The sequence below is a fragment of the Streptomyces sp. NPDC051064 genome (genome assembly GCF_044455985.1).
In the GTDB taxonomy this organism is placed as follows: domain Bacteria; phylum Actinomycetota; class Actinomycetes; order Streptomycetales; family Streptomycetaceae; genus Streptomyces.
Genome location: NZ_JBITFK010000003.1, coordinates 468,237 through 494,096, shown reverse-complemented (window position 1 = coordinate 494,096; position 25,860 = coordinate 468,237). Strand labels below are relative to the sequence as shown.

Annotated in this window: 21 protein-coding genes and 2 pseudogenes; 10 read left to right on the top strand and 13 right to left on the bottom strand. The window is 69.1% G+C overall.

Features of this window, described 5'->3' with window-relative positions; genetic code table 11:
* Positions 1 to 8 precede the first annotated feature (8 nt).
* The 5 genes from ACIBCU_RS14080 to ACIBCU_RS14060 are packed head-to-tail and all read left to right on the top strand — an operon-like array spanning position 9 to position 5,467.
* Positions 9 to 1,514, top strand: a complete 1,506-nt coding sequence (locus ACIBCU_RS14080; RefSeq protein WP_399231462.1) for an ABC transporter substrate-binding protein — start codon at positions 9 to 11, stop codon at positions 1,512 to 1,514.
* Complete coding sequence (locus tag ACIBCU_RS14075) at positions 1,511 to 2,464, top strand: ABC transporter permease (RefSeq protein WP_362932172.1); 954 nt, start codon at positions 1,511 to 1,513, stop codon at positions 2,462 to 2,464. The genes ACIBCU_RS14080 and ACIBCU_RS14075 overlap by 4 nt, the downstream gene beginning before the upstream one ends.
* Positions 2,461 to 3,351, top strand: a complete 891-nt coding sequence (locus tag ACIBCU_RS14070; RefSeq protein WP_399231459.1) for an ABC transporter permease — start codon at positions 2,461 to 2,463, stop codon at positions 3,349 to 3,351. The genes ACIBCU_RS14075 and ACIBCU_RS14070 overlap by 4 nt, the downstream gene beginning before the upstream one ends.
* The gene (locus tag ACIBCU_RS14065; protein WP_399231457.1) at positions 3,348 to 4,430 is read left to right on the top strand and encodes an ABC transporter ATP-binding protein; all 1,083 of its coding nucleotides are present in this window, start codon (positions 3,348 to 3,350) and stop codon (positions 4,428 to 4,430) included. Before ACIBCU_RS14070 ends, ACIBCU_RS14065 begins: the two co-directional genes overlap by 4 nt.
* Positions 4,427 to 5,467, top strand: coding sequence for an ABC transporter ATP-binding protein (locus ACIBCU_RS14060; protein ID WP_399231455.1), 1,041 nt, complete (start codon positions 4,427 to 4,429; stop codon positions 5,465 to 5,467). The genes ACIBCU_RS14065 and ACIBCU_RS14060 overlap by 4 nt, the downstream gene beginning before the upstream one ends.
* Before the next feature lie 247 nt (positions 5,468 to 5,714).
* Here the strand turns inward: ACIBCU_RS14060 and ACIBCU_RS14055 are convergent, their stop codons facing one another.
* From ACIBCU_RS14055 to ACIBCU_RS14045, 3 genes are read right to left on the bottom strand one after another with little or no spacing between them, the layout of a single operon-like run.
* Positions 5,715 to 6,617 carry a carbohydrate ABC transporter permease gene (locus ACIBCU_RS14055; RefSeq protein ID WP_362932176.1) on the bottom strand — a complete coding sequence of 301 codons (903 nt, stop codon included), beginning with the start codon at positions 6,615 to 6,617 and terminating at the stop codon, positions 5,715 to 5,717.
* Complete coding sequence (locus ACIBCU_RS14050; protein ID WP_399231453.1) at positions 6,617 to 7,639, bottom strand: carbohydrate ABC transporter permease; 1,023 nt, start codon at positions 7,637 to 7,639, stop codon at positions 6,617 to 6,619. Before ACIBCU_RS14050 ends, ACIBCU_RS14055 begins: the two co-directional genes overlap by 1 nt.
* 11 nt (positions 7,640 to 7,650) lie before the next feature.
* Positions 7,651 to 8,946, bottom strand: coding sequence for an extracellular solute-binding protein (locus tag ACIBCU_RS14045; protein ID WP_362932180.1), 1,296 nt, complete (start codon positions 8,944 to 8,946; stop codon positions 7,651 to 7,653).
* A 1,119-nt stretch (positions 8,947 to 10,065) separates the two neighbouring features.
* Here ACIBCU_RS14045 and ACIBCU_RS14040 point away from each other — a divergent pair.
* Positions 10,066 to 10,263: pseudogene (locus ACIBCU_RS14040) on the top strand (NADH:flavin oxidoreductase/NADH oxidase); the annotation flags it as partial.
* Positions 10,264 to 10,321: 58 nt separating this feature from the next.
* Here the strand turns inward: ACIBCU_RS14040 and ACIBCU_RS14035 are convergent.
* From ACIBCU_RS14035 to ACIBCU_RS14005, 7 genes are all read right to left on the bottom strand, one after another.
* The gene (locus ACIBCU_RS14035) at positions 10,322 to 11,353 is read right to left on the bottom strand and encodes an endo-1,4-beta-xylanase (protein WP_362932182.1); all 1,032 of its coding nucleotides are present in this window, start codon (positions 11,351 to 11,353) and stop codon (positions 10,322 to 10,324) included.
* A gap of 65 nt (positions 11,354 to 11,418) precedes the next feature.
* On the bottom strand, positions 11,419 to 12,327 hold the full coding sequence (locus ACIBCU_RS14030) for an alpha/beta hydrolase (protein ID WP_362932184.1): 909 nt from the start codon (positions 12,325 to 12,327) through the stop codon (positions 11,419 to 11,421).
* A 35-nt stretch (positions 12,328 to 12,362) separates the two neighbouring features.
* Positions 12,363 to 13,448, bottom strand: coding sequence for a non-reducing end alpha-L-arabinofuranosidase family hydrolase (locus tag ACIBCU_RS14025; protein WP_362932186.1), 1,086 nt, complete (start codon positions 13,446 to 13,448; stop codon positions 12,363 to 12,365).
* Between the two features lie 488 nt (positions 13,449 to 13,936).
* Positions 13,937 to 14,911, bottom strand: coding sequence for a LacI family DNA-binding transcriptional regulator (locus tag ACIBCU_RS14020; protein WP_399231688.1), 975 nt, complete (start codon positions 14,909 to 14,911; stop codon positions 13,937 to 13,939).
* Between the two features lie 861 nt (positions 14,912 to 15,772).
* Positions 15,773 to 17,182 (bottom strand): alpha/beta hydrolase family protein, encoded by a 1,410-nt coding sequence (locus ACIBCU_RS14015; protein WP_399231450.1) that lies wholly within the window; start codon positions 17,180 to 17,182, stop codon positions 15,773 to 15,775.
* Positions 17,179 to 18,531, bottom strand: coding sequence for an MFS transporter (locus tag ACIBCU_RS14010; protein ID WP_362932192.1), 1,353 nt, complete (start codon positions 18,529 to 18,531; stop codon positions 17,179 to 17,181). Before ACIBCU_RS14010 ends, ACIBCU_RS14015 begins: the two co-directional genes overlap by 4 nt.
* Before the next feature lie 117 nt (positions 18,532 to 18,648).
* On the bottom strand, positions 18,649 to 19,197 hold the full coding sequence (locus ACIBCU_RS14005; RefSeq protein ID WP_399231447.1) for a MarR family winged helix-turn-helix transcriptional regulator: 549 nt from the start codon (positions 19,195 to 19,197) through the stop codon (positions 18,649 to 18,651).
* 145 nt (positions 19,198 to 19,342) lie between these two features.
* Between ACIBCU_RS14005 and ACIBCU_RS14000 the strand changes: the two genes are divergently transcribed.
* Genes ACIBCU_RS14000 through ACIBCU_RS13985 form a run of 4 tightly spaced genes read left to right on the top strand, consistent with a single transcriptional unit; the run spans position 19,343 to position 23,174 of the window.
* Positions 19,343 to 20,281, top strand: a complete 939-nt coding sequence (locus ACIBCU_RS14000) for an SDR family oxidoreductase (protein WP_362932196.1) — start codon at positions 19,343 to 19,345, stop codon at positions 20,279 to 20,281.
* Entirely contained in the window at positions 20,281 to 21,171 is an 891-nt protein-coding gene (locus ACIBCU_RS13995; RefSeq protein WP_399231445.1) for an amidohydrolase family protein, read from the top strand. Before ACIBCU_RS14000 ends, ACIBCU_RS13995 begins: the two co-directional genes overlap by 1 nt.
* 11 nt (positions 21,172 to 21,182) lie before the next feature.
* Positions 21,183 to 22,688: a long-chain fatty acid--CoA ligase gene (locus tag ACIBCU_RS13990; RefSeq protein ID WP_362932320.1), complete on the top strand. Its 1,506-nt coding sequence runs from the start codon at positions 21,183 to 21,185 to the stop codon at positions 22,686 to 22,688.
* Between the two features lie 30 nt (positions 22,689 to 22,718).
* Positions 22,719 to 23,174, top strand: a complete 456-nt coding sequence (locus tag ACIBCU_RS13985) for a MaoC family dehydratase (RefSeq protein ID WP_362932198.1) — start codon at positions 22,719 to 22,721, stop codon at positions 23,172 to 23,174.
* Positions 23,175 to 23,307: 133 nt separating this feature from the next.
* On the opposite strand, the gene ACIBCU_RS13980 is transcribed toward ACIBCU_RS13985, so the two are convergent.
* The 3 genes and pseudogenes from ACIBCU_RS13980 to ACIBCU_RS13970 form a co-directional block, all read right to left on the bottom strand.
* Positions 23,308 to 24,165, bottom strand: a complete 858-nt coding sequence (locus tag ACIBCU_RS13980) for a PaaX family transcriptional regulator C-terminal domain-containing protein (protein ID WP_362932200.1) — start codon at positions 24,163 to 24,165, stop codon at positions 23,308 to 23,310.
* 148 nt (positions 24,166 to 24,313) lie between these two features.
* Positions 24,314 to 24,505 (bottom strand): annotated as a pseudogene (locus ACIBCU_RS13975) (family 1 glycosylhydrolase); the annotation flags it as partial.
* Positions 24,506 to 24,512: 7 nt separating this feature from the next.
* Positions 24,513 to 25,547 carry a LacI family DNA-binding transcriptional regulator gene (locus ACIBCU_RS13970; protein ID WP_399231442.1) on the bottom strand — a complete coding sequence of 345 codons (1,035 nt, stop codon included), beginning with the start codon at positions 25,545 to 25,547 and terminating at the stop codon, positions 24,513 to 24,515.
* Positions 25,548 to 25,860: the final 313 nt, after the last annotated feature.

Genomic DNA, 25,860 nt, shown 5'->3' with positions numbered 1-25,860 from the left:
GTGTGCGCATGACCGACGACCGGTCCGTACGCGACGGCGGGACACTCACCGTCGCTCTCAACTCCGACCCGGACAAGCTGGACCCCACCCTCGCGCAGACCCTCGTAGGCCGCACGGTCTTCGCGAGCATGTGCGAGAAGCTGTACGACATCGACGAGGACGGCACCGTCGTGCCGCAGTTGGCCTCGTCGCTCCCCACCACCTCGGCCGACGGCCGTACGGTCACCTTCAAGGTGCGTCCGGGGGTGAAATTCAGCGACGGCACCCGGCTGGACGCCGACGCGGTCGTCACCTCGCTGATGCGCCACCGCGATCTCCCCGGATCCGCGCGCTCCACCGAACTCGCACCGGTCAGCAAGGCCGAGGCCACCGGGCCGCTCACGGTCCGGCTGACGCTCGACCACTCCTACGTCCCGCTCACCGGCGTGCTCGCCGACCGGGCCGGGATGGTGATGTCACCCACCGCACTCGAGAAGTACGGGAAGAACTTCACCAACCACCCCTCCTGCGTCGGCCCCTTCCGCTTCGTCGAGCGCGTCGGCGGCGACCGGATCGTGCTCAAGAAGGACACGAACTACTACGACGCCGACCAGGTGCACCTCGACGGTGTGGTCTACAAGCCGATCCCCGACGGCAACGTCAGGCTCGCCAACCTGCGCTCCGGCGACCTCCAGGTCGGCGACCAGATGGCACCCGTCGACGTACAGAGCGCCCTGACCGAGCCGAAGCTCCAGCTGTTCAACTCGCCCTCGCTCGGCTACCAGGGCATCGGACTCAACGTCGGCAACGTGAAGGGCCTCGGGCAGAAGCCCGGGAAGATCGACACCCCGATCGCCCGTGACGTCCGGGTCCGCGAGGCCTTCGAGCTGGCCGTCGACCGCGACCTGCTCAACAAGGTCGTCTTCCAGGGCATGTACGAACCGGCCTGCGGCCCCATCTCCCCGCAGTCCGCCATCGCCCCGGGCGTCGAGCCGGAGGACTGCCCCCGGCGGGACGTCGACCGCGCGAAGGAGCTGCTGAAGGAGGCCGGGGTGAAGACCCCGGTGAAGATCGAGCTGAAGACGTCCACCACCCCTGAGCAGGGTCGCGTCGGGCAGGTGCTCCAGGCCATGGTCAAGGAGGCGGGCTTCGAACTGTCGCTGCGTCCCACCGAGTACGCCACCATGCTCGCGGAGACCGACGCCGGCGACTACGACGTCTTCACCAGCGGCTGGTCCGGCCGGCTCGACCCGGACGGCAACGTCGCCAGCTTCCTCAAGACCGCGGGCGCCATGAACGCCTACGGTCTCGGCGATCCGGAGATCGACAAGCTGATCGCCGAGGGCCGCAGTGTCGCGGACCCCGAACGGCGCACCGAGATCTACGACGAGCTCACCCGGCGCGTGCAGGACGCCCACGCCCTGATCTACCTCTACCGGCAGAAGAACTACGTCGTCGCCGGCAAGGACATCGCGGGCATCCACGTCTACGGCGACGGACTGGTCCGGGTCAAGAATGCGGGGTACACCCGATGACGAAGTACCTGCTGACGCGCCTGCGTCAGTCCCTCATCACGCTCTTCCTCGTCAGCATCGTCGTCTTCGCCGGCATCCGGGCCCTGCCCGGCGACCCGGCGCTCGCGCTGGCCGGTGAGGAACGCAGCCCCGAGGCACTCGCCGCCGTCCGCGAGAGCTACGGCCTGAACGACAACGTCGTCATCCAGTACGGACGGTTCATCGGGCACGCCCTGACCGGCGACCTCGGCACCTCCTCGCGTACCGGCCTCCCCGTCGCCGACGCGATCGGGCAGGCCCTGCCCGTCACGCTGGAACTGGCCGCGCTCTCCCTGCTCCTGGCGATCGTGGTCGGCATCGGCGCCGGAGTGGTCGCCGCCGTCCGGCGCGGCAAGCCGGAGGAGTGGATCGCCAACGCCATCGCGCTGATCGGTCTCTCCATCCCGACCTTCTGGCTCGGCATCGTGCTCGTCCTCGGATTCGCCATCGCCATCCCGGTGTTCGCCGCTTCCGGTTACGTACCCTTCGGCACCGATCCCGTCGACAACCTGCGCCGCATGGTGCTCCCCGCGATCGTGCTCGGCTCCGGCCTCGCCGCCGTCGTGATGCGGCAGACGCGGGCCGCGATGCTCGACTCGCTCTCCGCCGACTACGTCAGGACCGCCCGCGCCAAGGGCCTCTCCAGGGGCTCCGTCGTCGGCGGTCACGCGCTGCGCAACTCGCTCGTCACCGTCGTGACCGTGCTCGGCCTCCAGCTCGGCCACCTGATCTCCGGCGCCGTGGTCACCGAGCAGATCTTCGTCCTCCCCGGCTTCGGCAAGCTCACCATCGACGCCGTCTTCACCCGCGACTACGCGACACTCCAGGCGGTGGTGCTCTGCACCTCCGCCGCGTACATCCTCATCAACCTGCTGGTCGACGTGGTCTATTCGGTCATCGACCCGCGCATCCGGCTCGGAGGTGCCCGGTGACCACCGCGACCACAGTGCTCCCCACCCCGCCCGCGGCGGACAAGCGGAAGTCCGGCGGCGGCAAGCTGCGCGCCCTGCGCAGGAACCGGCTCGCGCTCACCGGCGCGGTCATCGCCGCCGTCTTCATCCTGGCCGCCCTGTTCGCCCCGCTCATCGCCCCGTACGACCCGTCGCAGCCCGACTTCGGGAACGTCCTGGCCGAGCCCAGCGCCTCGCACTGGCTCGGTACGGACGACCTCGGCCGCGACCAGCTCTCCCGCATCGTGCACGGCGCCCGCGCGTCCATGCAGGTCGGCATCGTCGCCGTCGTGCTGGCCTTCCTCGTCGGCGTACCGCTGGGGCTGCTCGCCGGGTACTACGGCCGGTTCGCGGACACCGCGGTCTCCCGCCTCACCGACACCATGCTGGCGTTCCCCTTCCTGGTGCTCGCCGTCGGACTCGCCGCGATCCTCGGCCCGTCGCTCACCAACGCGACCATCGCCATCGGCATCTCGCAGATCCCCGCCGTCATCCGGATCACCCGGGCGGAGACCCTGCGGCTCAAACACGTCGACTACGTCGCCGCGGCCGTCGCCAACGGGGGCGGCGACGGCACCGTCCTCTTCCGGCACATCCTCCCCAACGCCACCTCCGCCCTGATCGTCCAGGCGACCGTGGGCATCCCCGCCGCGATCATCGGCGAGGCGCTGCTGAGCTTCCTCGGCCTCGGCGTCCAGCCGCCGAACCCCTCGCTGGGTGTGATGCTTTCGGGCGCCCAGTCCTTCCTGGCGCCCGCCCCCTGGCTGGCCGTCTTCCCCGGCCTCGCGATCGTCGCCGCGACGCTGGCCTTCAACCTGCTCGGCGACGGGCTGCGTGACGTCCTGGACCCCCGAGGAGCGACCCGATGACCGAGACCGTTCTCGAACCCGCGCGGAAGACGGCGGCCGAACCCGCGCTGAGCGTGCGCGACCTGTCGGTCTCCTTCCACTCCGACGCCCGCACCGTGCACGCGGTCGATGGGGTCTCCTACGACCTGGCTCCGGGGGAAGTCCTCGCCGTGGTGGGGGAGTCGGGCTGCGGGAAGTCCGTCACCTCGATGGCCGCCATGGGCCTGCTCCCGCCGACCGCCCGCGTCGGCGGCTCGATCAGGCTCGGTGGGCGGGAGCTGGTCGGCGCTCCGGAGAAGGAGCTCCGACACGTCCGCGGCAAGGACATCGCGATGATCTTCCAGGAGCCGATGACCTCGCTGAACCCGGTCCTCACCATCGGCCGGCAGATCGGCGAGGTGCTGCGCCGGCACCAGGGTCTGAGCCGTAAGGAGGCCAAGGCCCGCGCCGTGGAGCTCCTCGAACTCGTCGGGATCCCGGCGCCGGCACGCCGGATCGACGAGTACCCGCACCAGCTCTCCGGCGGCATGCGGCAGCGCGTCATGATCGCCATCGCGGTTGCCTGCGACCCGGCCGTCCTCATCGCCGACGAACCGACGACCGCCCTGGACGTCACCGTGCAGGCCGGCATCCTCGAAGTCCTCCAGTCCCTGCGCGAGCGCCTCGGCACCGCCATCGTCCTGGTCACCCACGACCTCGGGGTCGTCGCCGACGCCGCCGACCGGGTGCTCGTCATGTACGCCGGACGAGCCGTCGAACAGGCCCCGGTCCACGACCTGTTCGCCTCCGGCCGGCATCCGTACACCCGTGGTCTGCTCGGCGCCGTGCTGCGGCCCGGCGGCGAGGGCAAGCGGCGGCTGCCCGAGATCCCCGGCCTGGTCCCGAGCCTGGACAGCCAGCCCGACGCCTGCACCTTCGCGCCCCGCTGCTCCCGCGCCGACGACACCTGCACCGGCAGCCGCCCCGGCTTCCGTGCCGTCGGCCCCGAGGCCGGAGCGGACGCGCCGCACCGGGCCGCCTGCTGGCACCCGTACGCCGCGGAGACAGGCCCCGGGGCCGGTCCCGGAACCAGCACCGAAATCCAGGAGGCCGGAAAGTGACCACCGCACAGACCACCGTCCCCGCACCGCGCGAGGGTGACGCGGACGCCCCGCACCCCCCGGTGCTGGAGATCAACGGCATGGAACGGCACTTCGGTGCCTCCGGCGGCGGCACCGTCCGGGCCGTCGACGGCGTCTCGATCACCATCGGCCGCGGCGAGGTCGTCGGCCTCGTCGGCGAGTCGGGCAGCGGCAAGTCGACCGTCGGCCGGTGCGCCGTACGCCTCGACGAACCCACCGCCGGCACCGTCCACATCAACGGCACCGACATCAGCCACCTCTCCCGCCGCGCCCTGCGCCCCCTGCGCAAGGACTTCCATCTGGTCTTCCAGGACCCCTCGTCCTCGCTGGACCCCCGGATGACGGTCGGCCAGATCATCGCCGAGCCCATCCGGCTGCACCGCCGCGCCAGTGGAGCGGCCGTACGGGAACGGGTCGAGCAACTGCTCGGCCAGGTCGGGCTGCGCCCCGAGCACGCCGACCGGCACCCCCACGAGCTGTCCGGCGGGCAGCGCCAGCGCATCTCGATCGCCCGGGCCCTGTCCTGCGACCCCGACCTGGTCGTCGCCGACGAACCCACTTCGGCGCTCGACGTCTCGGTCCAGGCGTCCGTGCTCAACCTCCTGGCCGACCTCCAGCGTGACCGGGGCTTCGGCTGCCTGTTCATCACCCACGACCTGGCCGCCGTCGAATTCCTCGCCGACCGGATCGCCGTGATGTACCTCGGGCAGATCGTCGAACAGGCCCCGACCGCCGAACTGTTCGCCGCCCCCAAGCACCCCTACACCCAGGCACTGCTCTCCGCCGCGCCGGTCCCCGACCCCGTCGCCCAGCGCTCCCGCGAGCGCATCGTGCTGCACGGTGAGCTGCCCAGCCCGCTCGACCCTCCGCCCGGCTGCCGCTTCCACACCCGCTGCCCGCTCGCCGTCGACCGCTGCCGCACCGAGGTGCCCGCTCTGCGCGAGATCCCCGGCGGGCGGCAGGTCTCCTGCCATCTCGTGGCCGACGACGGCACCGCCCCGGACGCGGCGGCCTGACCTGCCCGCCGGGGCGCCGTCTTCCGTACGTACGATCCGCGAACGCACTCCCACCACTCGGGAACTGCACTGGAGGTTCGTGTCCGGGATGGCGGCTGCCTCAGCGCAGGCCGTATCCCGTCGATGGCTGGCTGACGTGGCGGGGCGTGCCGCGGGCTGAGCGATGCCGCCGATCAGCCGCCTGCCCCTCCCGGAGGTACGGCAGGGGCATGCGTGAGACGGTCCGGTGCAGATCTTGGTGCCGGCTTCAGCCCTTCACGGCACCGGTGAGACCGCCGACGATCCGCTTCTCGAAGATCGAGAAGAAGACCAGTGCGGGCAGCATGGCGAGTGAGGTGAACGCGAGGACCTGCGCGGTGTCCGCGGAGTACTGCGAGGAGAACGCCTGCACGCCGAGCGGCAGCGTGAAGTTCGCTTGCGAGTTGAGGATGTACAGGGGCAGGACGTAGTTGTTCCAGCTGCCGATGAACGAAAGGATGCCGACTGTCACGACACCGGGCAGCGACAGCGGGACCACCATGCGGAAGAAGAATCCGAGTCGGCTCGCACCGTCGATGGCGGCGGCCTCCTCGATCTCATTGGGAATGGCTCTGAGGAACGGCACCAGGATGATGACGGTCGTCGGCAGGCCGAAGGCGATCTGCGGGACGATCACGCCGAACAGGTTGTCGACGAGGCCGAGGCCCTTGATGACGATGTACAGCGGGGTGATCGCGATGACCATAGGGAACATCAGGCCGGCGGCGAACAGGGAATACATCGCGCCCTTGAACTTGAAGTCGTAGCGTGCGATCACGAAGCTCACCATCAGGCCGAGGACGACGATGCCGGTGGTGCTCACGAACGCGACGATGAGGGAGTTGGCGAATTCGCCCCAGAACGTCGTCGACGTCAGGATGTTGACGTAGTTGCTGATGACCCAGGGGTGCGGTAGGGCGGCCGGGCTCGTGGTGATCTGCGAGTTGGTACGGAATCCGCCGAGCACGATATAGAGCACCGGTGCGATGCAGCCCCCGATGAAGAGCAGGGCGATCAAGTAGGTGAACGGATGCCCCCACTTCTGCGGCTTGTCACGACTGTCGCGACGGTCGATGGGCGCACTCGGCTCCCCGGCGGAGGAAAGCCAGGAGGTTCCGGTCGTCGCGCTCATCAGGCTGCTCCTTCAGTGACGGCGCCCTGGAGGTCACGGCGCAGGACGAAGCGCTGGTAGATCAGCGCGACGATGAGCGAGATCAGGAACATCACGACCGCGACGGCGCTGCCGTAGCCGTAGTTGCCCGCATTGCGGCCCTGGGCGAGCATATAGATCGCCATGGTCGAGGTGCCCGCAGTGCCCGAGACGTACTGACCCCAGATGATGTAGACGAGATCGAACAGTTGCAACGAGCCGATGATCGAGAGGAACGCCCAGATGCGGATCGTCGGCCCCAGCAGTGGCAGCGTGATGCGGCGCTGGATCTGCCAGTAGGAGGCGCCGTCGATCTGAGCGGCCTCGAAGAGCTCCTCGGGTATCGACTGCAGCCCGGCGAGCATCAGAATCACCGCGAAGCCGATGTACTTCCACGAGATGATGCCCATCAGGGTCCAGATGGCCAGCTCCGGGTCGGAGAGCCAGTCAGCCTGCAGGAAGCCCAGGCCGATGTGCTGCAGCAGGTCGTTGACGGCGCCGTTGCTCTGGAGCATCAGGCTCCAGCCGGTTCCGACGATGACCTCGGAGATGATGTAGGGCACGAAGATCAGGACGCGAATGATCGAGCGGCCGCGGATCTTCTGGTTGAGCAGGAGCGCGAGGATGATCGCCAGCGGGCCCTGGAAGACCAGCGAGAGCACCATGATCAGGGAGTTGTGCCACAGAACTTGCTGGAACGCGGAGTCGGTGAGGATCAGCTTGTAGTTGTTCAGGCCGACCCAGTCGGTGGCCGCCCCGTAGCCGTGCCACCGGTAGAAGCCATAGTACGCAGCGAGCGCGACCGGGAAGATCACGAACGCGAAGAACATGATGATCGCCGGTCCGGACAGGACCGCGATCTCGAGTCGCATCTTGGCACGGCCGCGGCGGCGTCCAGCCGCTCGCGGCGAAGTCGAGGACGCGGACTCGGCCGCGCCCCCGACTCGAGGCGTGCCCTGCGACTGGCGGTCGGTGGCCGCGTCCGTACCCAGGGTGTCGCTCATTGTCTGCTTACTCAGCCCTTCGCGGCAGCTGCGTTGATGTCCTTGACGACATCGGCGGCGCTGCCCTTGCCGGCCATCAGGTTCACGACGGCGGTGTTCATGGCGTTGCCGACGTTCTGGCCGTACTCGGTGTCGAGGAACTGCATGGCGTATCCGGCCTTGTTGAAGGTTTGCAGCGCCGAGACGTTGTAGGAGTCGGTGACGACCTGCTGCGCTTCCTTGTTCACCGGGATCGAGTTGAAGGCCTTGGCAAAGGCCTCCTGCTGGTCCTTGGTCACAAGGAACTGGAGGAAGCCGAAGGCTTCCTTCGGTGCGTTCTTGGACAGCGAGTATCCGTCGCTGCCGCCCATGATGGCGGTCGGGTCGCCCTGGCCACCGGACACGGCGGGGAAGGGGAACCAGCCCAGGTCAGGGAGCGGCTTCTGGTCCGGGGTCAGGCTGGCGATCGTTCCGGGGTTCCAGTTGCCCATGAGCTCCATGCCGGCCTTGTGGTTCGCGAGCATGCCCGCCGACGACCCGGCGCCCTGCTGCGCCGAAGTCGTCAGGTAACCCTTCTGGAAGGGGTCGACCTTCAGGAACGCGTCCAGATCGTCGCCGGCCTTGGTCCAGCACGCATCGTCGAATTTGAGCGACTTGGCAGCCGTCGACATGGTGTCCTGGCTGCACTCGCGCAGGGCGAAGTTGTAGTACCAGTGCGCAGCCGGCCAGGCGTCCTTGGCACCGACCGCGATCGGCGCGACCTTAATCGCCTTCAGCTTCGCGACAGCGGCCTCGAGCTCGTCCATCGTCGTCGGCGTCGAGGTGATGCCGGCCTTCTTGAACAGGTCCTTGCTGTAGTAGATGCCCTCGGGCTGCGTGTTGGCCGGCATGGCGTAGACCTTGCCGTCGATCGTGTTGCCCGCGACACCTGCCGCGCCCGCGTTCGCCTTGTCAGTGGCGGTGAGGTCCAGCGCCTGGATCTGGCTGGCGGCGACCATGGCCCGCATCTTGCCGCCCCCTCGCTGCAGGAAGATGTCCGGCGCGGAGCTCGAGTTGAGCGAGGTCTGCAGCTTGCCGTCGAAGTCCTCGTTCTGGATGCCCTGGATCTTGATCGTAACGTTCGGGTGCAGCGCGTGGTACGCCTTCGCGGCGTCCTGCCAGTACTTCACGCCGGGTCCGGTTGTCGCGTTCTCCCAGATGGTCACCGTGACTTTGCCATCGGACGAACCGTTGCTGATGTCGTTGCCGCCGCCGGCGCAGCCGGTGGCAGCGAGTGCGATCCCCAAGCCGATCGCGACAGCCGTCGCGCTGGGTGCTCTCCTCGTCATCGTGGAAACTCCCTGATCTGTCGTCATTGTCACAATGGGGGCGAATGGTTTGCGTAAAGCAATGGCCTGTTGGGTGCCAAGGTCTCGTACATGTGGTGATCTGGGCGTGCAAGCGGCAGGCCGACCGTGGCGACAGTGAGAGTCGGGCCCAGTGCGCGAAGTCGTGTCGATCACTGCAACCCTTGCTTTCCGGCTCCGGGCATGCGCGTGTGGACGTGCCAGGTGGACGGGTATGTCCGTAAGGAGTCGTGTCCGTTACGGGGAGGTGTCGATAGCTGGAGAGTATGCGCTCGGCGCAGAGCGGCAGTCAATGACTAATTTCCGAAAGTTCACCGAAACTTACGGTGTCGTGCGCAGCTGTGGCTGGTGGGTGATTACCGCTCTGCGGCGAGGTCGGCGACGGTCGGATGGGTCGGCGGCCGAGGTACCGCTGGAGAGGCCTCCACTGCTCGTGCTCGGCGTCGGCGTGCTCGACGCGTATCCGCTCCGAGGATTGCTGCTCAACACCCTCGCGGTGGCGTGGGCGAAGGAATCGGCCAGTGTGTGCCAGGGCCGCGATCACCGGGTCGGTGAAGACCGGTTGATGGCTGGGTCCGCCGCCCTCGGCGCGTACGGTCATGGCTCCGCCGCTCGCCCAGCCGGGGCTCTTCCCGCGCCATCCACGGGCTGGCCAACTCGGCGATGAGCGCCGGTGGTCGCGAGGAGGCGGAGCAGTCGTCCGCCTGATCGTCCGGGCACACCTCGAGCTCCTCTTCCCGGGGGATCATTTGAAGAGGGTCGAGATCTCGGACGTCGTTCGGAAAATGGGGTGTCACGGAGATGAGAGGCGACCGGCCAGGTAAACACCGTCCACGAAACCGCCGATCCGACTGTCCATCCGTTCGGACCGGCCATTCGATCGGCTTGACCTGCGGCGTTTCATCCATAACGTCCTGCGAATGTTTCGGTGTTGATTGCGACTCATGTGACAGGTAGCAGCGCATGCGCGAGCAGGTCGCCGCCGAGTGTGCAGCGGCTGAGCCGCCGGAGGTGCAGGTCGGGGCCGTGGCGCGCTGCGCACCGCCGCAACTCGGGGGCCATAGGCTGCTGTTGGGGATGTGTGACCAAAACCAAAAGCACGCCGAGGCCGGGGCCCCGGTCGCAGCCGTCGGCCTGATCACCGAGCCGCAGCAGGCCGAGAAGATCGTCACGGACAGCGAGGCCGACGCGGTCCTGCTCGGGCGCGAGCTGCTGCGCGACCCGTCCTTCGCCCGGCACACGGCGCGTGTGCTGGGCGGCGACGTGCACGTGCCGGAACAGTACCTCCACTCCCTCTGACGTTGTGCTCGCGTGAAGATGCGGGGCCCGGCGGGACGGCCGCCGGGCCCCGCCGGCTTCAGCTCGCTGCGCTGTTCAGCGCAGCGAGGACCGCACCGTAAGCCTCCTTCTTCTGGTAGTTGCCGTTGAAGAGCAGCGGGGTTTCCTGGGCGCGCCAGGAGTACTTGTCGGTGATGCCCCACACGGTGATGCCATTGCACCGGGCGACGGCCACGCACGCCTGGGTGACCTGCCGGTACACGTTGGCCTGTGCCGCGCCGGAGCCCCCGACGTCGAGTTCGGTGATCTGCACGTGCACGCCGAGGTCGGCGAAGCGTTGGAGGTTCTGCCGGTAGGTGCTGAGGTCGGAGTTGGAGGAGAGGTGGCTCTGGAAGCCGACGCAGTCGAGCGGTACGCCGCGGGCGCGGAAGTCCTGGACCATCCGGTAGATGGCGTCGCTCTTGGCGTTGATGCCGTCGGTGCTGTAGTCGTTGTAGCAGAGCTTGGCCTTGGGGTCGGCTGCTTTCGCCGCGCGGAAGGCGTCCTCGATCCAGCCGTTGCCGAGCTGCTGCTGGAGGTTGGACTGGCGGCGGCTGCCGTCCCATTCGAACGCCTCGTTGACCACGTCCCAGGAGTCGATCTTGCCCGCGTAGTGGCCGGCGACCCCCGCTATGTGGCCCCGCATCGCCTGGCGTAGGTTGTCACCGGTCAGTCCCTGTACCCAGCCGGGCTGCTGGGCGTGCCAGACCAGGGCGTGGCCGCGGACGAACTTGCCGCGCTGCTGGGCATAGGTGACGAGTTGGTCGCCTCCGCTGAAGTTGAACTGCCCCCGGCTGGGCTCGGTGGCGTCCCACTTCATCGCGTTCTCGGCGACCACGCTGGAGAACTCCCGGTTGAGAGTGCCCTCGTAGTCGGTCTCACCGAGGTGCGGGGCGACCGCGGCGCCGAAGTACCGGCCGTGCTGGGCGGCCGCGCCGCCGAGGGTATCGGCGGCCTGAGCGGTGGGCGAGAACGCCAGGACGGCCGCTGCCGCCAGGGCGCCGGTCGCCGCGACGGTGATCGCCGACCGGGTGCGTCGCGTTGTGCGGCTTCTGGAGGATCTGTCGGTCATTGCGTGTCCCTCTCTTATGGGGGGTGGCAGTGCTGCAGGGCCTGGATTCGTACGGCCGTCGGCCGTCAGGTCAGAGCGGATTCCCAGCGGGTTCCGGCGCCGGTGGCGTCGGCGGGGAGCCGGTCACGGGCGGCGGTGTCGTCGTACAGGCGCCAGCGGAACCAGTCCACGAGGGTGTTCTGGGTCCGGTCGAAGGTGGGGAACCCCGGGTTCAGGTACGCGGCATGGTCCGCGCCGACGTGGGTGAGGAACGCCTTGGGCGCGCGCAGCTCCTCGTACGCCCGCCGGGCAAGGGCATAGTCGCAGGTAGGGTCCCTGTCGCCGTGGATGAACAGCACGCCTGCATGGACCGAGGCGGCGGGGTTGCCCATGTCCACACAGGCGACCGGGACGGCGGCGACGATACGGTCGTCGGGCCATGCGGTCACCAGGCCGTGGGTGGTCATGCCGCCCATCGAGTGCCCGGAGACGCCGACGCCGGCCGCGGTGTCGATGTGCCCGGCGAAGGGGCCGCCCGTGGCGTCGTTGAGCGCCAGGGTCCGGGTGATGACCTCGGAGACGTCCTTCGACCATTCGCCTCCGTAGACGGAGCCGAGGTTGGTGTTGTCGGAGAACGAGGGAGCGGGGCAGATGAAGCCGGCGGAGGCTATCGCATGGGTCTGCGAGGCGTAGGAGTCGGAGTTGCCGCCCATGCCGTGGCTCCACTCGGCGACGGGGAACACACCGTCGGCGAGAGGTGCGTTGGGGACGGGGGCGCCGCCGGGGGTGCCGGGGGTGGGGTAGAAGACCTTGGTGAACAGCGAGCGGGCACCTCGGCTCCAGTTGAACTGGCGCACTCCGATGGCGAACTTCGGCGCGGGCGCGGCCAGTTCGGCCCCGGAGGCACGATGCAGTCCGGAGCCGAGCAGGGAGGTGCTCAGGCCGGCTGTCGCGGCCGCGGTCAGGCCGAGGAAGGTACGTCGTCTCAACGACATGCGTGACTCCTTGTGTGTGTGGGGGGAGTGAGGTCTCAGCAGGCGGAGCCGGTTTGTGTGGCCAGACCGAGTCGGTAGGGCAACTGCGAGTACTCGCCGCTGGAGTTGGGGTTCCGGCCCTGGTAGAGGAGCCGGAGGTGGCATGGATCGACGGTCATGGTCTGGTCATTGGTGGAGCGGAGCAGCTCGCCATGACTGATGTCCTTTGTCCAGGCGCCTCCCGGGAAGGTGACGTTGGTGGAGCGGGCGAAGGGGCTCGCTTCGGTGGCGGCGAGCGGCTGCCACGTGCCGGTCAGGCCCTTGGAGGTGAAGGAGCGGTAGTAGCGGTTGCCGTCGGAGCCGATGGCCTCCCACATCAGCAGGTAGGTGTCGGTGCCCTCGACGCGGTAGACCGCGCCTCCTTCGAACAGGGCGAAACGGGAGTCCTGGAGCACGATCCGGGTGTTGCCGAAACCGTTGGGGAAGTTGGCGACGGTGGTCTCGGACCGGTACACATGGCCGTTGTCGTCCGCGGAGAACAGATAGCACTTCACGTCGTCGCAGATCACGTAGAAGTCGAGCCAGTTGCCGTTGCCGATGTTCTGCCGGACGACATCGGGCACGCTGTTCATCAAGTTCTTCGGCGCCGACCAGCTGGTCGGGTCGTTGATGTCCTTGGTGGTGGAGTACGACGGCAGCCCGGTCTGGTAGACGAGGTACCACTCGCCCTTGGGGGCGAAGTAGAAGGCGTGCGGAGCGGCGCGGTAACCGGGGCCGATGGCGGAAGCGGTCTCCAGGTGGGTCTGCTTCGCGCCGGCGGCCTGGGACCAGTCGTCGAAGCTGGTCTCGGCCAGGCTCCAGTCACCGGAGGTGCTCGCGGTGGTCATGAAGACGTGCCATCTTCCGCTCTTGTCCTGAACCACCGACGGGTCCTTGACGGCGACGGAGTTGCTGCCGTCCGGTTGCGGTGAGATCAGCGGCCCCGTGGACGACCATCGGAAGCTGCTCGGCAGGCCCGGCTGGAGGGCTCCCGTTGGCGTGGCTCCCTTGGCGGGCACGGCTAGGAACGCCGCAAGCAGGGCGATGAGCAGGGCCACACAGGCGTGGCGGCGGCAGGGGCGGACACGATACGGCAGGGGCATGGGTAGCTCCAGCGGCTCGACCGATGGACCCGCTCGCGGCGTCTGGTGCGCCCGGCTGCACGAGGACCGGGGTCGCGAGAGGGGGAGTCTCACCGGAACAGGAAGTGGGGGGTGGTGCGCATGCGGTGGAGCGGGTTCGGCCGGCTGTACGGCCAGCCCGACGCCTGGTCGATATACCGGACGACAGACGGGCCTTCGGACGTAGGAATGATGAAGCGCTTGACGGTGTCTGGTCAATGCTGCGCACGCAAAAGTTTCAACCCTCGCTAAGAAAATCTTGCGCGAAAGTTTCGACACCGGATGTTCCTGAAACCCCGGCGGACACGGGCCGGGGTGAGCCGGTCGGCGATGGTGGGTTTCTCCCAGGGCCGGCGGAGGCCCTGTGTGAGCGGCCGGGGGAGTCGGAGCAATGAGTGGGCGACTTGGAGGGCGCCGGGGCGCACCTGGGTCGCACGGGCACCGCGCTCGGTTCGTCGGCCGAGCCGCGCTCAGCTCTGCGGCGGGGCCGTGCTCTGGCGGACCACGAGTTCCGTGGCGATCTCCAGGCCGAGCTGCGGGACCCTCTCCCCGCGGCCGAGCGCGAGGGCCAACTCGGTGGCGGAGGCCGCCATTTCGCTCAACGGCTGCCGCACCGTCGTCAGCGGCGGATCGGCCCAGACCGCGACCGGCATGTCGTCGAAGCCGACCACGCTCAGGTCCTGGGGGACGCGCAGCCCGGCCTCGCGCGCCGCCTGGTAGACACCAAGCGCCTGCATGTCGTTCGCGGTGACGATCGCGGTGGGCCGATCCGGCCGGCCGAGCAGGGTGCGCGCCACGGCCTGGCCGCCCTCGCGCGTAAGCTGGGAACGGACCGTCAGATCCGGGTCCACGGGGAGTCCGGCCGCCTCGAGTGCGGACCGGTAGCCCGCCGCCCGGGCCAGGCAGAATGCGTGATCGGGGCCGCTGACCATGGCGATGCGCCGGTGCCCCAGCGCGATCAGGTGGCGCGTCGCGGACCGGCCCCCCTTGAAGTTGGTGGCGCCGACATAGGGAACACCTTCGGGAACATCGTCCACCGGATCGAAGACGACATAGGGGATGCCCTTCGCCTTGAGTCGCTCCCGCTCCGCTTCAGGGAGCTGGAACACCGACAGGACACACAGCGGGCGTCGCCCCACGGTGTCGTCGACCGAGGCGTCGGCGTCGTGCAGGCCGAACTTGGAGACCACGACACCGGCGCGGTTCCTGCGGGCCACCTCCTCGACACCGCGGATGATCTCCCCCACCCACATGCTCTCCAGCTCGCGGAAGATCAGCTCTACGAACTTCTGCTTGTTGTCCGAGGGCTTGCGGTATCCGTACTCGTTGATCAGTTCCTCGACCCGGGACCGGGTCTCGTCCGACACCCCTGGCCGGCCGTTGAGCACCCTTGACACCGTGGGCACCGATACACCCGCCAACTCGGCGATTTGCGCGATCTTCACCGACGTCGGCCCGTCAGTCCGCACGGCCTTCTCGCTGCGCACCGGCGCTCCCTCATGGCTGTCCGACACTACTGCTCTTCCCCGCTCCGGACAGACGCGCTGCATGCATGGCCAGGTATGCCACCCACCCGATCGACACCGCCTGCGAGCCGTGACTCCGAGAGGGCGTTTACCCAGGTCAAGGCAGGTATGCGAGTGACACACGTGTCCCACTTCGAGACAGATGGATTGACATGCGCGGAACGCCGTCCGGCGGGGCGAGAGCCCCGCCGTCCATCTCATCCGTTTCTGGGCCCGGAAACCCGTCTGGCAGAGAGATTCTACAGAACCGCCCGGTCGCCAGCGGAGCGCGAAGTTCCGGCATGCCCTCGGCGTGCTTTTCGGCTTTGGTCACACATTCCCAACAGCCGCCGGGGGCGCCCTGGTTGAGATTGGTCATCTTCCCGCGCAACGGCTCCAGCCGCCCGCGCAGACCGACAGTCCAGTCCCTGGGGCGGTTGCCGATCGGCTCGCTCAGGCCGCCCTTCGTGCGGCCCTGGTGGCGCCCGGTGCAGAGGCTGAACCGGGTGGGCGAGCAGCTCGCCGTCCACTACCGAGTAAGGGGGCGGTGGAGCCACAGAGGCGGTGGTCAGTGCGGTGGCGGCGGCGATGGCACCGCCGCCGAGCAGCCCACCCGGAAGGCGGCGGGACATGCCGTTGGGAGCAGCGTCGGGGGAAGCAGCGTCGGGCACGTCAGAGCGGTCGGTCAGGAGGACTCCGTACGCTCAACGGCGCCAGGTGTGAGCGCATGCGGACAGCGCCGCGGCCCGGGCTGTGTGGGCCCGGGCTGTGTGCGGCGGTGCCGGTCCGGGTCGGCAGGTGTCAGTCCTGGGGCTGCCTGTCGCCGTCCGTGGGATGGGCGAGGTCGAAGGGCCTCGGGTAGGGGTCCGGCCGGTAGGTGAGGTAGCGGGCGGTGGCGCCGGCGTCGATCCTGCGGGCCTCGGCGTTGAGTGCGGCGGCACTGGTGTCGCCCCAGTGGCCGGTGGTGATCCGCTGGTCCAGCTTGTGCAGTGCGGCGACCTGTTCGGCAGGGGTGAAGGTGCAGTGCCCGGCGTTCTCCACGTACGCCTGGCGGAGCAGGGCGGAGGCGCCGGAGGCGGTCACCGCGCGCCGGTGGGCGCTTGTGGCCTGTACCGGGATGAGGGGGTCGCCGGTGGTGTGGATGTCCAGTTGGGGCTTGCGGAGCTTTCCGGTGAAGGCGACGTTCTTGACCATGTAGTTGACGGCGGAGGGGTCGGCGTTGACGCGCGGGGCCTTCTCCAGCTGGTCGAGGTCACCCTTGAGGGACAACCCGGACGCTTTGTACAGGGCCTTGACCTCCTGGTAGCCGGATGAGTCGCTGAGCATGGCCGCGTAGTCCACGCCGGTGTTCCATGACATGTTGCCGCCGGCCCGGCTCTCGGCCTCCTGGCGCCACCTGAAGGCGGGCGTCGCGATCAGACCGGCCAGTGCCTGGTACTGGTTCGCCTGCTGGGCCTCGTAGTCGGTCGGCGCGGGGCGGGTCTGAGCGGGGTCGTTCCAGCCGGGGATGTTGTGCAGGGCCGCGGCCAAGGCGATCCGGGCCCGGCCGGTGGCGCTGTCCTGTGCCTTCGACACGACGTCCGTCAGCGAGTTCGCGGCAGTGGTCGCGGTGGCCGCGTCGCCCAGGCCGGCCAGCGGGATGTCCGTGCCGGGGGCGAGCAGGGTCTTGAGGGCGAAGACCGGGTCGAGGGTGGAGTTCCAGTTGGCGACGCCGCCCTGGAGGAGCCCGCACGTCGACAGTGAGCCGTCGATCCGGTCGGGGTGACGCTCGGCGATGGTGGTGGTCACCAGCCCGCCGTAGGACTGGCCCCAGGCGATGGTGCGGCGGGCCTTGCCGACCTTCTCGGTGAACGTGTCCAGAGCGGCGAGTTGGTCGGGCACCGCCTGTTCCACCGCCCAGCCGGTGGTGGCGTAGGAGGAGCCGGCCAGCGCGTAGCCCTGGCCCAGCAGAAGGCTCTGCGTGGTGTCGTCCGGGGCGTCCTGGGCGGGGTTCGCGGCGCCCGCCGGACGGTAGCCGTGGCTGAAGAGCAGAACGGTGCCGTTCCAGCCTGCGGGCACGTCGATCACGTAGGTGGCGCCGGAGGACAGGGCGCCCTGGAGGTGGACCGGCTCCTGGGCGGCCTGCGCCGGAGCGGTCGCGCTGACGGATGCGGCGAGCAGAGCGGCGGCCAGGACGGCGGTGACCCGCGGGCGGAGCGTGCGTGGCTTCACGGGCGTACTTCCTCTTCGATCGGGGTGGGGGGAGTCGTGGCCGACGGCTCGGCGAGCTCGTCGCGGCTGGTTTCGCGGATCAGCCAGACCGACGTCGCGGTGACGGCGGCGCCGGCGGTCAGCAGCAGGGCGACGGGCGTGCTGCTGCCGTCGTACGAAGCCAGCAGGCTCCCCGCCAGGAGCGGGGAGAAGCCCCCGCCGAGCAGCGTCGCCGTCTGGTAGCCCAGCGAGGCGCCGGTGTATCGCACACGGGTGCCGAACAGCTCGGTGAGCAGGGCACCCAGCGGTCCGTACATCGTGGACTGCGAGATGCCGTGCCCGATGACGAGCGCCAGGATCAGCAGGCCCGGCGAGCCGGAGTCGACCAGCGCGAAGACCGGGAAGGCGGTGGCCGCGGACAGGACGGCCCCGGTCAGGACCACCGGGCGGCGACCGAATCGGTCGGACAGGGCGCTGGCCGTCGGCAGTACGAGCAGGGCTACGCAGGAGGCGATCGTGACACCGGCGAGGACCTGGGAACGGGTGTAGCCGATGCCCACGGCGTACGCGATCATGAAGCTGGTCAGCAGCGACTGGGCGACGAAGGCGCCGATCCCGACGCAGGTGGCGAGCAGTACCGCGCGTGGTCGGCGCAGGACCACCAGCAGCGGCAGCTTCGCCTCCGACCGCTCCTGCTTGACCGTCGCGAACAGCGGGCTCTCGGTGACCTTCAGCCGCACGTAGAGCCCGACGCCGAGGAGCACCAGGCTGAACAGGAACGGTATCCGCCAGCCCCAGGTGCGGAACTGGTCGTCCGGCAGCGCGGCGACCGCGGTGACCATGGCGGCGGAGAGCACCGATCCGAGCGGCGCGCCCATCTGCGTGAAGCTGGTCCACAGTCCGCGGTGTGCCCCTGACGCGTGTTCGGCGACCATGAGCGTCGCGCCGCCCCACTCTCCGCCGATCGCGATGCCCTGCACCACGCGCAGGGTCACCAGCAGCACCGGCGCCCACACGCCGATCGCGTCGTGCGTCGGCAGCAGGCCGATGAGGAAGCTGCTGGTACCCATCAGCACCATCGTCAGCAGCATCATCGACTTGCGGCCGAGGCGGTCGCCGAAGTGGCCGAAGACGACGGCGCCGAGCGGGCGGGCCACATACCCGGCCGCGAAGGTGCCGAATGCGGCGACGGTGCCGACCACGGGGTCGGCCTGAGGGAAGAACAGCTCGCCGAAGACGAGGGCGGCGAGGGTTCCGTAGACCAGGAAGTCATAGAACTCCACCGCTGTGCCGAGCAGACCAGACAGCGCGACCCGGCGCAACTGACCTGGTGGGACGGTGGATTCAGGGACGGGGACGGGCGGCTGCATCGCGAACTCCCTTGGCTGGGCGGTGAGTACGCGAAGTTAGGTACATATTTTTCAGCCGTCAAGATTTCGCACAAGGTCAACTGGGTCCGCTGTGCACCGGGGTCTGTCGCGGTGCCGTCAGGTTCGGCCGGGCTCGGCGATGCGCAGCAGCAGCGCGTGCAGCGCCTCCTGCTCGCCCTTTGAGAGGGGGTGAAGCAGCTCGTCGGTGACGCGGCGGCTCATGCGGTCGGTGTCGCGCAGAAAGGTCCGGCCGCCGTCGGTGAGGACCACGACGCGGCTGCGCCGGTCGCCGGGGGCGGGTCGCCGCTCGACGAACCCGAGCCGTTCGAGGTCGTCGACGAGGCCGACGATGGCGCTGGGGTCGTAGCCGAGGCGGTCGCTCAACTCGCGCTGGAGAGCGCCCTCGACGGTGGCGAGATAGCGCGTGAGCGCATAGTGGCGCAGCCGCAGTCCGGACTCCTGCAGCGCCGCGTTGAACAACTGCCCCGAGCGCAGGCCGAGCCGGTAGAGCACATAGCCGGTGTCGGCGTGCAGGCCGAGCATCCAGGGCTCGTCCGCGTCGACGGGCTCAGCCTTGCGGGCATGCGGTCGTTGGGTGGTGATGGCGTACTCCCTGGTCCGGGCCCCGGGGTGGGTGGGGCGGCGCGGTGTTGAGGTTCTCAGCATGGATCAGGAGAAGGTTGAGTACAACTATTGACGTCAACAATTATTGGTCCTAGCTTCCCATACGGCGGACCGGCGCGGATCGAGCACGGGCTCTCCGGATCATCCGCTGCCTGAAGCCTCTCCCGCCTGTCGAAGGGACATCCCCATGCCGCACACCCCCACCCTCGATCTCACCGTCGATCTCACCGGCAAGGTGGCCGTCGTCACCGGCTCCGGCCGCGGCCTAGGCCTCGCGTACGCCACCGCCTTGTCCGAGGCCGGCGCCGCCGTGGTCGTCAACGACATCGACGAGGCCGTCGCCGAACAGGCGGCCAAGTCCCTCACCGAGGCCGGCGGCAAGGCGGTCGCCGAGACCGTTGCGGTCGGGACCACCGAGGCCGCCGACCGACTGGTCGCCCGCGCCGTGGACGCCTTCGGCCGGCTGGACATCATGGTCACCAACGCCGGGATCCTGCGCGACCGGGTTCTGTGGAAGATGAGTGACGACGACTTCGACGCCGTCATCACCACGCACCTGAAAGGCACCTTCACGTGCGCTCGCGCCGCCGCCGTCCGCATGCGGGAGCAGGGTGAAGGCGGCAGCCTGGTGCTCGTAGGCTCGCCCGCGGGCCAGCGCGGCAACTTCGGGCAGACCAACTACGCGGCTGCCAAGGCCGGTGTCGTCGCCATGGCGCGGACCTGGTCGATGGAGCTGGGACGCGCGGGCATCACGGTCAACGCCATCGTGCCGGTGGCCGCGACCGCGATGACGGAGACCATCCCCGCCTTCGCGCCGTACGTCGAAGCCATGCACCGCGGCGAGCCGCTGCCGGACGCCCTGCGCAAGGGCGAGGGATTCGGCACCCCCGAGGACTGCGCCGGCCTGGTGCCCTTCCTCGCCTCCGACGCGGCTCGTGGGATCACCGGCCAGTGCGTCGGAATCGGTGGGGACAAGCTCACCCTGTGGTCGCACCCTCAGGAGGTCGCGGCCGCGTACGCCGACGGCGGCTGGACCCCGCAGACCATCGCCGCCGTCTGGCGCACCTCGGTCGGCAGCGAACCGCAGACCGTCGGCATCCCCGCTCCGATGCTCCCGGAGGCATGATGAGCAGCACCATTGACGTGGCCGAGCTCACGGCCATCGACGTCCACACCCACTGCGAGGTCTCCTCCAAGGGGCAGGCGTCGCTGTCGGAGGACCTGCACGACGCCTCCAGCGCCTACTTCAAGGTCGAGGGCAGGCGAAAGCCGACACTTCAGGAGACAGCCACCTACTACCGGGAACGGAAGATGGCCGCGGTGATCTTCACCGTGGACGCCGAGCACGCCACCGGCACCGAGCCGGTCCCCAACGAGGAGGTTGCCGAGGCCGCGGCCGCCAACCCGGACGTGCTGATCCCCTTCGCGTCCATCGACCCCTTCCGCGGCCGCGCGGGCGTCAAGCAGGCCCGCAGGCTGGTGGAGGAGTACGGGGTCAGGGGCTTCAAGTTCCACCCCTCCATCCAGGGCTTCTTCCCCAACGACCGCCTGGCCTACGGGCTGTACGAGGTAATCGAGGAGACCGGCGCCATCGCGCTGTTCCACACCGGCCAGACCGGCATCGGCGCCGGCGTCCCCGGGGGCGGAGGCATCCGGCTGAAGTACTCCAACCCGATGTACGTCGACGACGTGGCCGCCGACTTCCCACACCTGAAGATCATCCTGGCGCACCCCTCCTTCCCCTGGCAGGACGAGGCGCTGGCCGTGGCCACCCACAAGCCGGGCGTGCACATCGACCTGTCCGGCTGGTCGCCGAAGTACTTCCCGCCGCAACTGGTGCAGTACGCCAACACTCTGCTCAAGGACAAGGTCCTCTTCGGCTCCGACTACCCGGTGCTCACCCCCGACCGGTGGCTCGCCGACTTCGACAAGCTGCCGATCAAGGACGAGGTCCGTCCGAAGATCCTCAAGGAGAATGCCGCCCGGCTGCTCGGACTCACCGACTCCGGCTCCTGAAGGGGGACATGATGCGCAACGAGGGACTGGGGTCGTGGCCCGCCCGCCGGGCCCGTAAGACCCCGCACCGCACCGCCTTGATCCACCAGTCGACCGCCGTCACCTACGGGGCATTGCACGAGCGCACCACCCGGCTCGCCCACGCCCTGCGGGCAGCCGGCATCCGGCGCGGCGACCGCGTCGCCTATCTCGGCCCCAACCACCCCTCCTTCCTGGAGACCCTCTTCGCCACCGGGCTTCTTGGCGCGGTCTTCGTCCCGCTCAATACCCGGCTCGCAGCGCCCGAAATCGCCTACCAGCTGACCGACTCCGGGGCCCGCGCCCTGCTTTACGCCCCCTCGCACGTCGCCCTGGTGGATTCGGTGCGCGGGGAAACGGACGTGCGGACCGTCATCCCGGTTGGCGGCACCGGGTACGAGGAACTGCTCGCGGCCTCCTCGGCCGAGCCGATCGACGAACCCGTCACGCCCGACGACCTCTGCATCATCATGTACACCTCCGGAACGACGGGCCGGCCCAAGGGCGCGATGCTCACCCACGCAAACCTCACCTGGAACGCGATCAACGTCCTGCTCGATCACGATCTGATCTCCGACGAGACCGCCTTGGTGTCCGCCCCGCTGTTCCACACCGCCGGGCTGAACATGCTCACCCTGCCGGTCCTCCTCAAGGGCGGCGCCTGCCTGCTGGTGGAGTCATTCCACCCGGGCGGCACGCTCGACCTGATCGAACGGCACAAGGTCACCTTCATGTTCGGGGTGCCGACGATGTTCGACCAGGTCGCCAGGCATCCGCGCTGGGCGGAGGCAGACCTGTCCAGCCTGCGCATCCTCACCTGCGGCGGTTCGCCCATACCGGCCCCGCTCATCGCCGCCTACCAGGCGCGGGGGCTGACCTTTCTCCAGGGATACGGGATGACCGAGGCCTCGCCCGGCACGCTCTTCCTCGATGCAGAGCACGCCGTGACCAAGGCCGGGTCGGCCGGAGTGCCGCACTTCTTCAGCGACGTCCGTGTCGTGCGGCCCGACATGAGCGCGGCCGGGGCGGGGGAGACCGGCGAGGTGGTTGTCCGCGGCCCGCACGTCATGCCCGGCTACTGGGGTCTGCCGGAGGAGACCGCGGCCGCATTCGCCGACGGCTGGTTCCGCAGCGGGGACGCCGCCCGGATCGACGCCGACGGCTACGTCACCGTCGTCGACCGCATCAAGGACATGATCCTGTCGGGCGGGGAGAACATCTACCCGGCCGAGGTGGAGAACGCCCTGCTTGCCCACCCCGACATCGCCGAGTGTGCGGTCATCGGCGTGCCCGACGAGAAGTGGGGTGAAGTGCCCCGGGCGGTCGTCGTCGCCCACGAGGGCACCACGCCCGACGCGGACGACATCCTCGCGTCCCTGAGTGGACGCCTCGCCAAGTACAAGATCCCGAAGTCGGTCGTGGTGGTGGAGGAACTGCCGCGCACCGCCTCCGGGAAGCTCCTCAAGCACCGTGTCCGTACGCGGTACGGAACGGCGTGACCATCCAAACCCATTGTGAACGGAGACCCCGTGGGCATCACGGTCAACGGAATCGACGAACTGAAGAAGATCGCCGCCGGCGAACTGGGCACCAGCGACTGGATCGACATCACTCAGAAGCAGATCGACGGCTTCGCCGACGCCACCGGCGACCACCAGTGGATCCACGTGGACGTCGAGAAGGCCAAGGACGGCCCCTTCGGCGCTCCGATCGCCCACGGCTATCTGACACTGTCCCTCTTCATCCCGCTCTTCACCCGCCTCCTCGACGTCCGGGGCGTCACCACCAAGGTCAACTACGGGCTGAACAAGGTCCGTTTCCCCGCCCCCGTCCCGGTCGGCTCACGGCTGCGGCTCACCGCGCGGCTCGCCGCCGTCGAGGACGTCCCGGGCGGAGTGCAGGTCACCGTCGACGGTGCCATCGAGATCGAGGGCGGCGCCAAGCCGGCCTGCGTGCTGCAGAGCCTCTCCCGCTTCTACGTATAGGAGAACCCTCGGGCGCTCTCGCCCCCGCGCCCCGCGCAGGAATGATGTCCGGTGCCCTGTCCGCCGTCCGGCGGGCGGGCTCCGCCGTCCCCTCGGCTCATTGCCGAAGGCCCTCTGGACTGGAAGGCGCTGATCAGGCAGATGCCGCCGAGCCCTCCTGGGGCGTACCCACCTCGATGGTGTCGAGCAGGTCCGCGGCGAGAGCCCGCGCCGGTGTTTCGTACTGCTCGGCCAGAGTGCGGAAGACCAACTCGGCGCGGATCGCCGGCCAGTCGGCCGGCAAGTGTTCGGCGGGCAGCCGCGGGTCGGAACGGACCAGCTGCAACCAGTCGGCGTGCAGCAGGAGTTGCCGGGTGAGGTCGTCCGACGCCGCCACCGTCGGCCGTGCACGGTCCCACCGGTCCAGGAAGGCTTCGTAACGCTTGGCGGTGTCCGCGGTGTCGAAGGCGCGCTCGATGAGCTGGTCGGGGCGGGTGGGACCGGCCACCTGGGCGCGCAGCACGTTCAGGTGATCCTCCAGGCCGAGTCCCTCGAGCACCGCGGAGACATCGACGTCGCCAGGGGCGATCCACATGCCGTTCTGCAGGGGGCCGAACCCCGCCCAGATCAAACGCGAGCGCAGGTCGTGACGCCGGCTGCGCCAGGCTTCCGGCAAAGAGAAGCCGACCACGGTCCAACTCCCGTTCCAGTCACGGTTCACAGCCCCGGCCCGCCATATCCTCTCGTGCCCCTCCCGGAGTACCTCGGTCGAGCGCACTGTGAGCCCGAAGTACATCTTGCGCCCGCGCCGGTGCCTGGAGAGCAGGTCGCGCTTGACCATGCGGGTGAGGGTGGAGCGTACGGCCTCCTCGGAGACGCCCACGCGCGCGAAGAGGTTGATCACACTGCCCGAATACACCGCACTGCCGTGCCCCAGGACGTGGATCCCGAGGAAGCCGAGCATCAACGACTGCGGCCGCGGCGACTCCTCGGCGCCCGCCTCTTCTCGCACCGTAAACCTCCCGCCGGACCGTTCCCGGCGTCAGTCTAAGCCTCGATCCACCGACGCGGGATCTGTGGATGACTTTCGGGAGAAGGAGGAAGTGCCTTGTGAACTGCGATGATGCAAGGTCTTGAGGCTTCCGGTGCGCACGATCAGCCGGGGTGTAGTAGTTGATGCCGATCTGGTCGATCGGGGCGGCGGTGGCCTCCAGGTCGCCGGGGCGCACCAGCTCGGCCCGGTCCACCAGGTGTGCGGTGTCCTGGAGTAGGTCCTCGTCATACGCGCCGCGCAACATCGGGCCGAAGAAGACCCGGTTGCCCACGGCGTCCATGCGGTGGGCGGCGTGGGCTCCGTACTCAGCGCAGCGCAGTCGCGCCCGGCGCGGCGGACTCGCGTACCGTCAGTCGGGTCGGCAGGATCAGCGGGCTCGGGTCCTGTCCGTCGATCGCGCTGACCAGCATCCGTGCCATCTCGTGCCCCAGCGCTCTGACCGGCTGGTGCACGGTGGCCAGCGGCGGATTGGTGTGCCGGGCTCCGGCCAGGTCGTTGAAGCCGATCACCGACACGTCCTCCGGAACCTGCCGCCCCCGGCGGCGCAAGGTCTGGAGCGCGCCGATCGCCATCCCGTCCGATGCTGCGAAGACCGCATCCAACTGCGGGTGCGCATCCAGCAGTTGCTCCATCGCTTCGCTGCCGCCCTCTTCTTGGAACGCGCCGGAGGCGACATCCAGCAGCGGGACGCCGGCCAGTGTCAGACCTTCGGCAAAGCCCTGCTCGCGGGCAACCGAGACCCGGGTGTTCACCTGGCCGGTGATCATGACGGGCCTGGTCCGCCCGGTGCGCACGAAGTGCTCGGCGGCCAGCCTGGCCCCGCCTCTGTTGTCGGCATCCACGTACCAGCGGGGCTCTCCGGTCAGGGGCAGGCCGCCGAAGACGACCGGCATCCCGGCCTCCTCGGCCAGCCGCCCCAGCGGGTCGTCGCCCCGTAGCGCCATCAGCATGATGCCGTCGGCACGGCGGGAGCGAATCATCTGCTGCAGGCGTTCGCGGCCGCGCGGGGTATTGGCGAGCAGCAGGATCAGCTCCAGGTCGGTCTGCTCCAGGGCCGCGCTCACCCCGACGATGACCTCGGCGAAGAACGGGTCCGCGAACAGCCCGGCCTCGTCGCTGGAAGCAGCCAGCACCACCGCACCGACCTTGCGGGTGGCCAGCGCCCGAGCGGTCGGGTTCGGCACGTATCCCAGTTCGCGGACGGCCCGTTCGACGGCATCCCGCTTGGCCCGGCTCACGTGTGGGACGTTGTTGATCGCCCGGGAAGCCGCGGTGCGCGATACGCCCGCACGTTCGGCCACCTCGTCGAGGGTTGGCATGCGCCTGGGCGACGGCTCCATCGAAACACTTGCTCCTCGGCTTCACGCGACGGCGGACACAGTGATGTTCCCACGTGCCCGACGGCCTGAACTGTGGCCCCGGGGGATCGGGCGGACGGGTTTCTGTGCCGCCCCTGGGCTGTGTTTCGGTAGCGCTTTCAGTAGTTGGGCCGTGAGGCTCGGGCCGGCGCGCGTTCGCCACCGGCATCCCCGCGCTCGCGCTACCGCCCCCACCACTGTGACCAGCGGGTTCTCTGGCGACATCGACTCCGCGGTCGGCAGCTGGTGGCGCAGCCTTCGTGTCGCGACGCGAAGGCTGCGCCGGCCTTGGGTA

Coding starts and splice junctions, on each gene's coding strand:
- ACIBCU_RS14080 (WP_399231462.1), top strand. CDS start 9: ATGACCGACGACCGGTCCGTACGCGACGGCGGGACACTCACCGTCGCT.
- ACIBCU_RS14075 (WP_362932172.1), top strand. CDS start 1,511: ATGACGAAGTACCTGCTGACGCGCCTGCGTCAGTCCCTCATCACGCTC.
- ACIBCU_RS14065 (WP_399231457.1), top strand. CDS start 3,348: ATGACCGAGACCGTTCTCGAACCCGCGCGGAAGACGGCGGCCGAACCC.
- ACIBCU_RS14055 (WP_362932176.1), bottom strand. CDS start 6,617: ATGAGCGCGACGACCGGAACCTCCTGGCTTTCCTCCGCCGGGGAGCCG.
- ACIBCU_RS14050 (WP_399231453.1), bottom strand. CDS start 7,639: ATGAGCGACACCCTGGGTACGGACGCGGCCACCGACCGCCAGTCGCAG.
- ACIBCU_RS14045 (WP_362932180.1), bottom strand. CDS start 8,946: ATGACGAGGAGAGCACCCAGCGCGACGGCTGTCGCGATCGGCTTGGGG.
- ACIBCU_RS14035 (WP_362932182.1), bottom strand. CDS start 11,353: ATGACCGACAGATCCTCCAGAAGCCGCACAACGCGACGCACCCGGTCG.
- ACIBCU_RS14030 (WP_362932184.1), bottom strand. CDS start 12,327: ATGTCGTTGAGACGACGTACCTTCCTCGGCCTGACCGCGGCCGCGACA.
- ACIBCU_RS14025 (WP_362932186.1), bottom strand. CDS start 13,448: ATGCCCCTGCCGTATCGTGTCCGCCCCTGCCGCCGCCACGCCTGTGTG.
- ACIBCU_RS14010 (WP_362932192.1), bottom strand. CDS start 18,531: ATGCAGCCGCCCGTCCCCGTCCCTGAATCCACCGTCCCACCAGGTCAG.
- ACIBCU_RS14005 (WP_399231447.1), bottom strand. CDS start 19,197: ATGCTGAGAACCTCAACACCGCGCCGCCCCACCCACCCCGGGGCCCGG.
- ACIBCU_RS14000 (WP_362932196.1), top strand. CDS start 19,343: ATGCCGCACACCCCCACCCTCGATCTCACCGTCGATCTCACCGGCAAG.
- ACIBCU_RS13995 (WP_399231445.1), top strand. CDS start 20,281: ATGAGCAGCACCATTGACGTGGCCGAGCTCACGGCCATCGACGTCCAC.
- ACIBCU_RS13990 (WP_362932320.1), top strand. CDS start 21,183: ATGCGCAACGAGGGACTGGGGTCGTGGCCCGCCCGCCGGGCCCGTAAG.
- ACIBCU_RS13970 (WP_399231442.1), bottom strand. CDS start 25,547: ATGGAGCCGTCGCCCAGGCGCATGCCAACCCTCGACGAGGTGGCCGAA.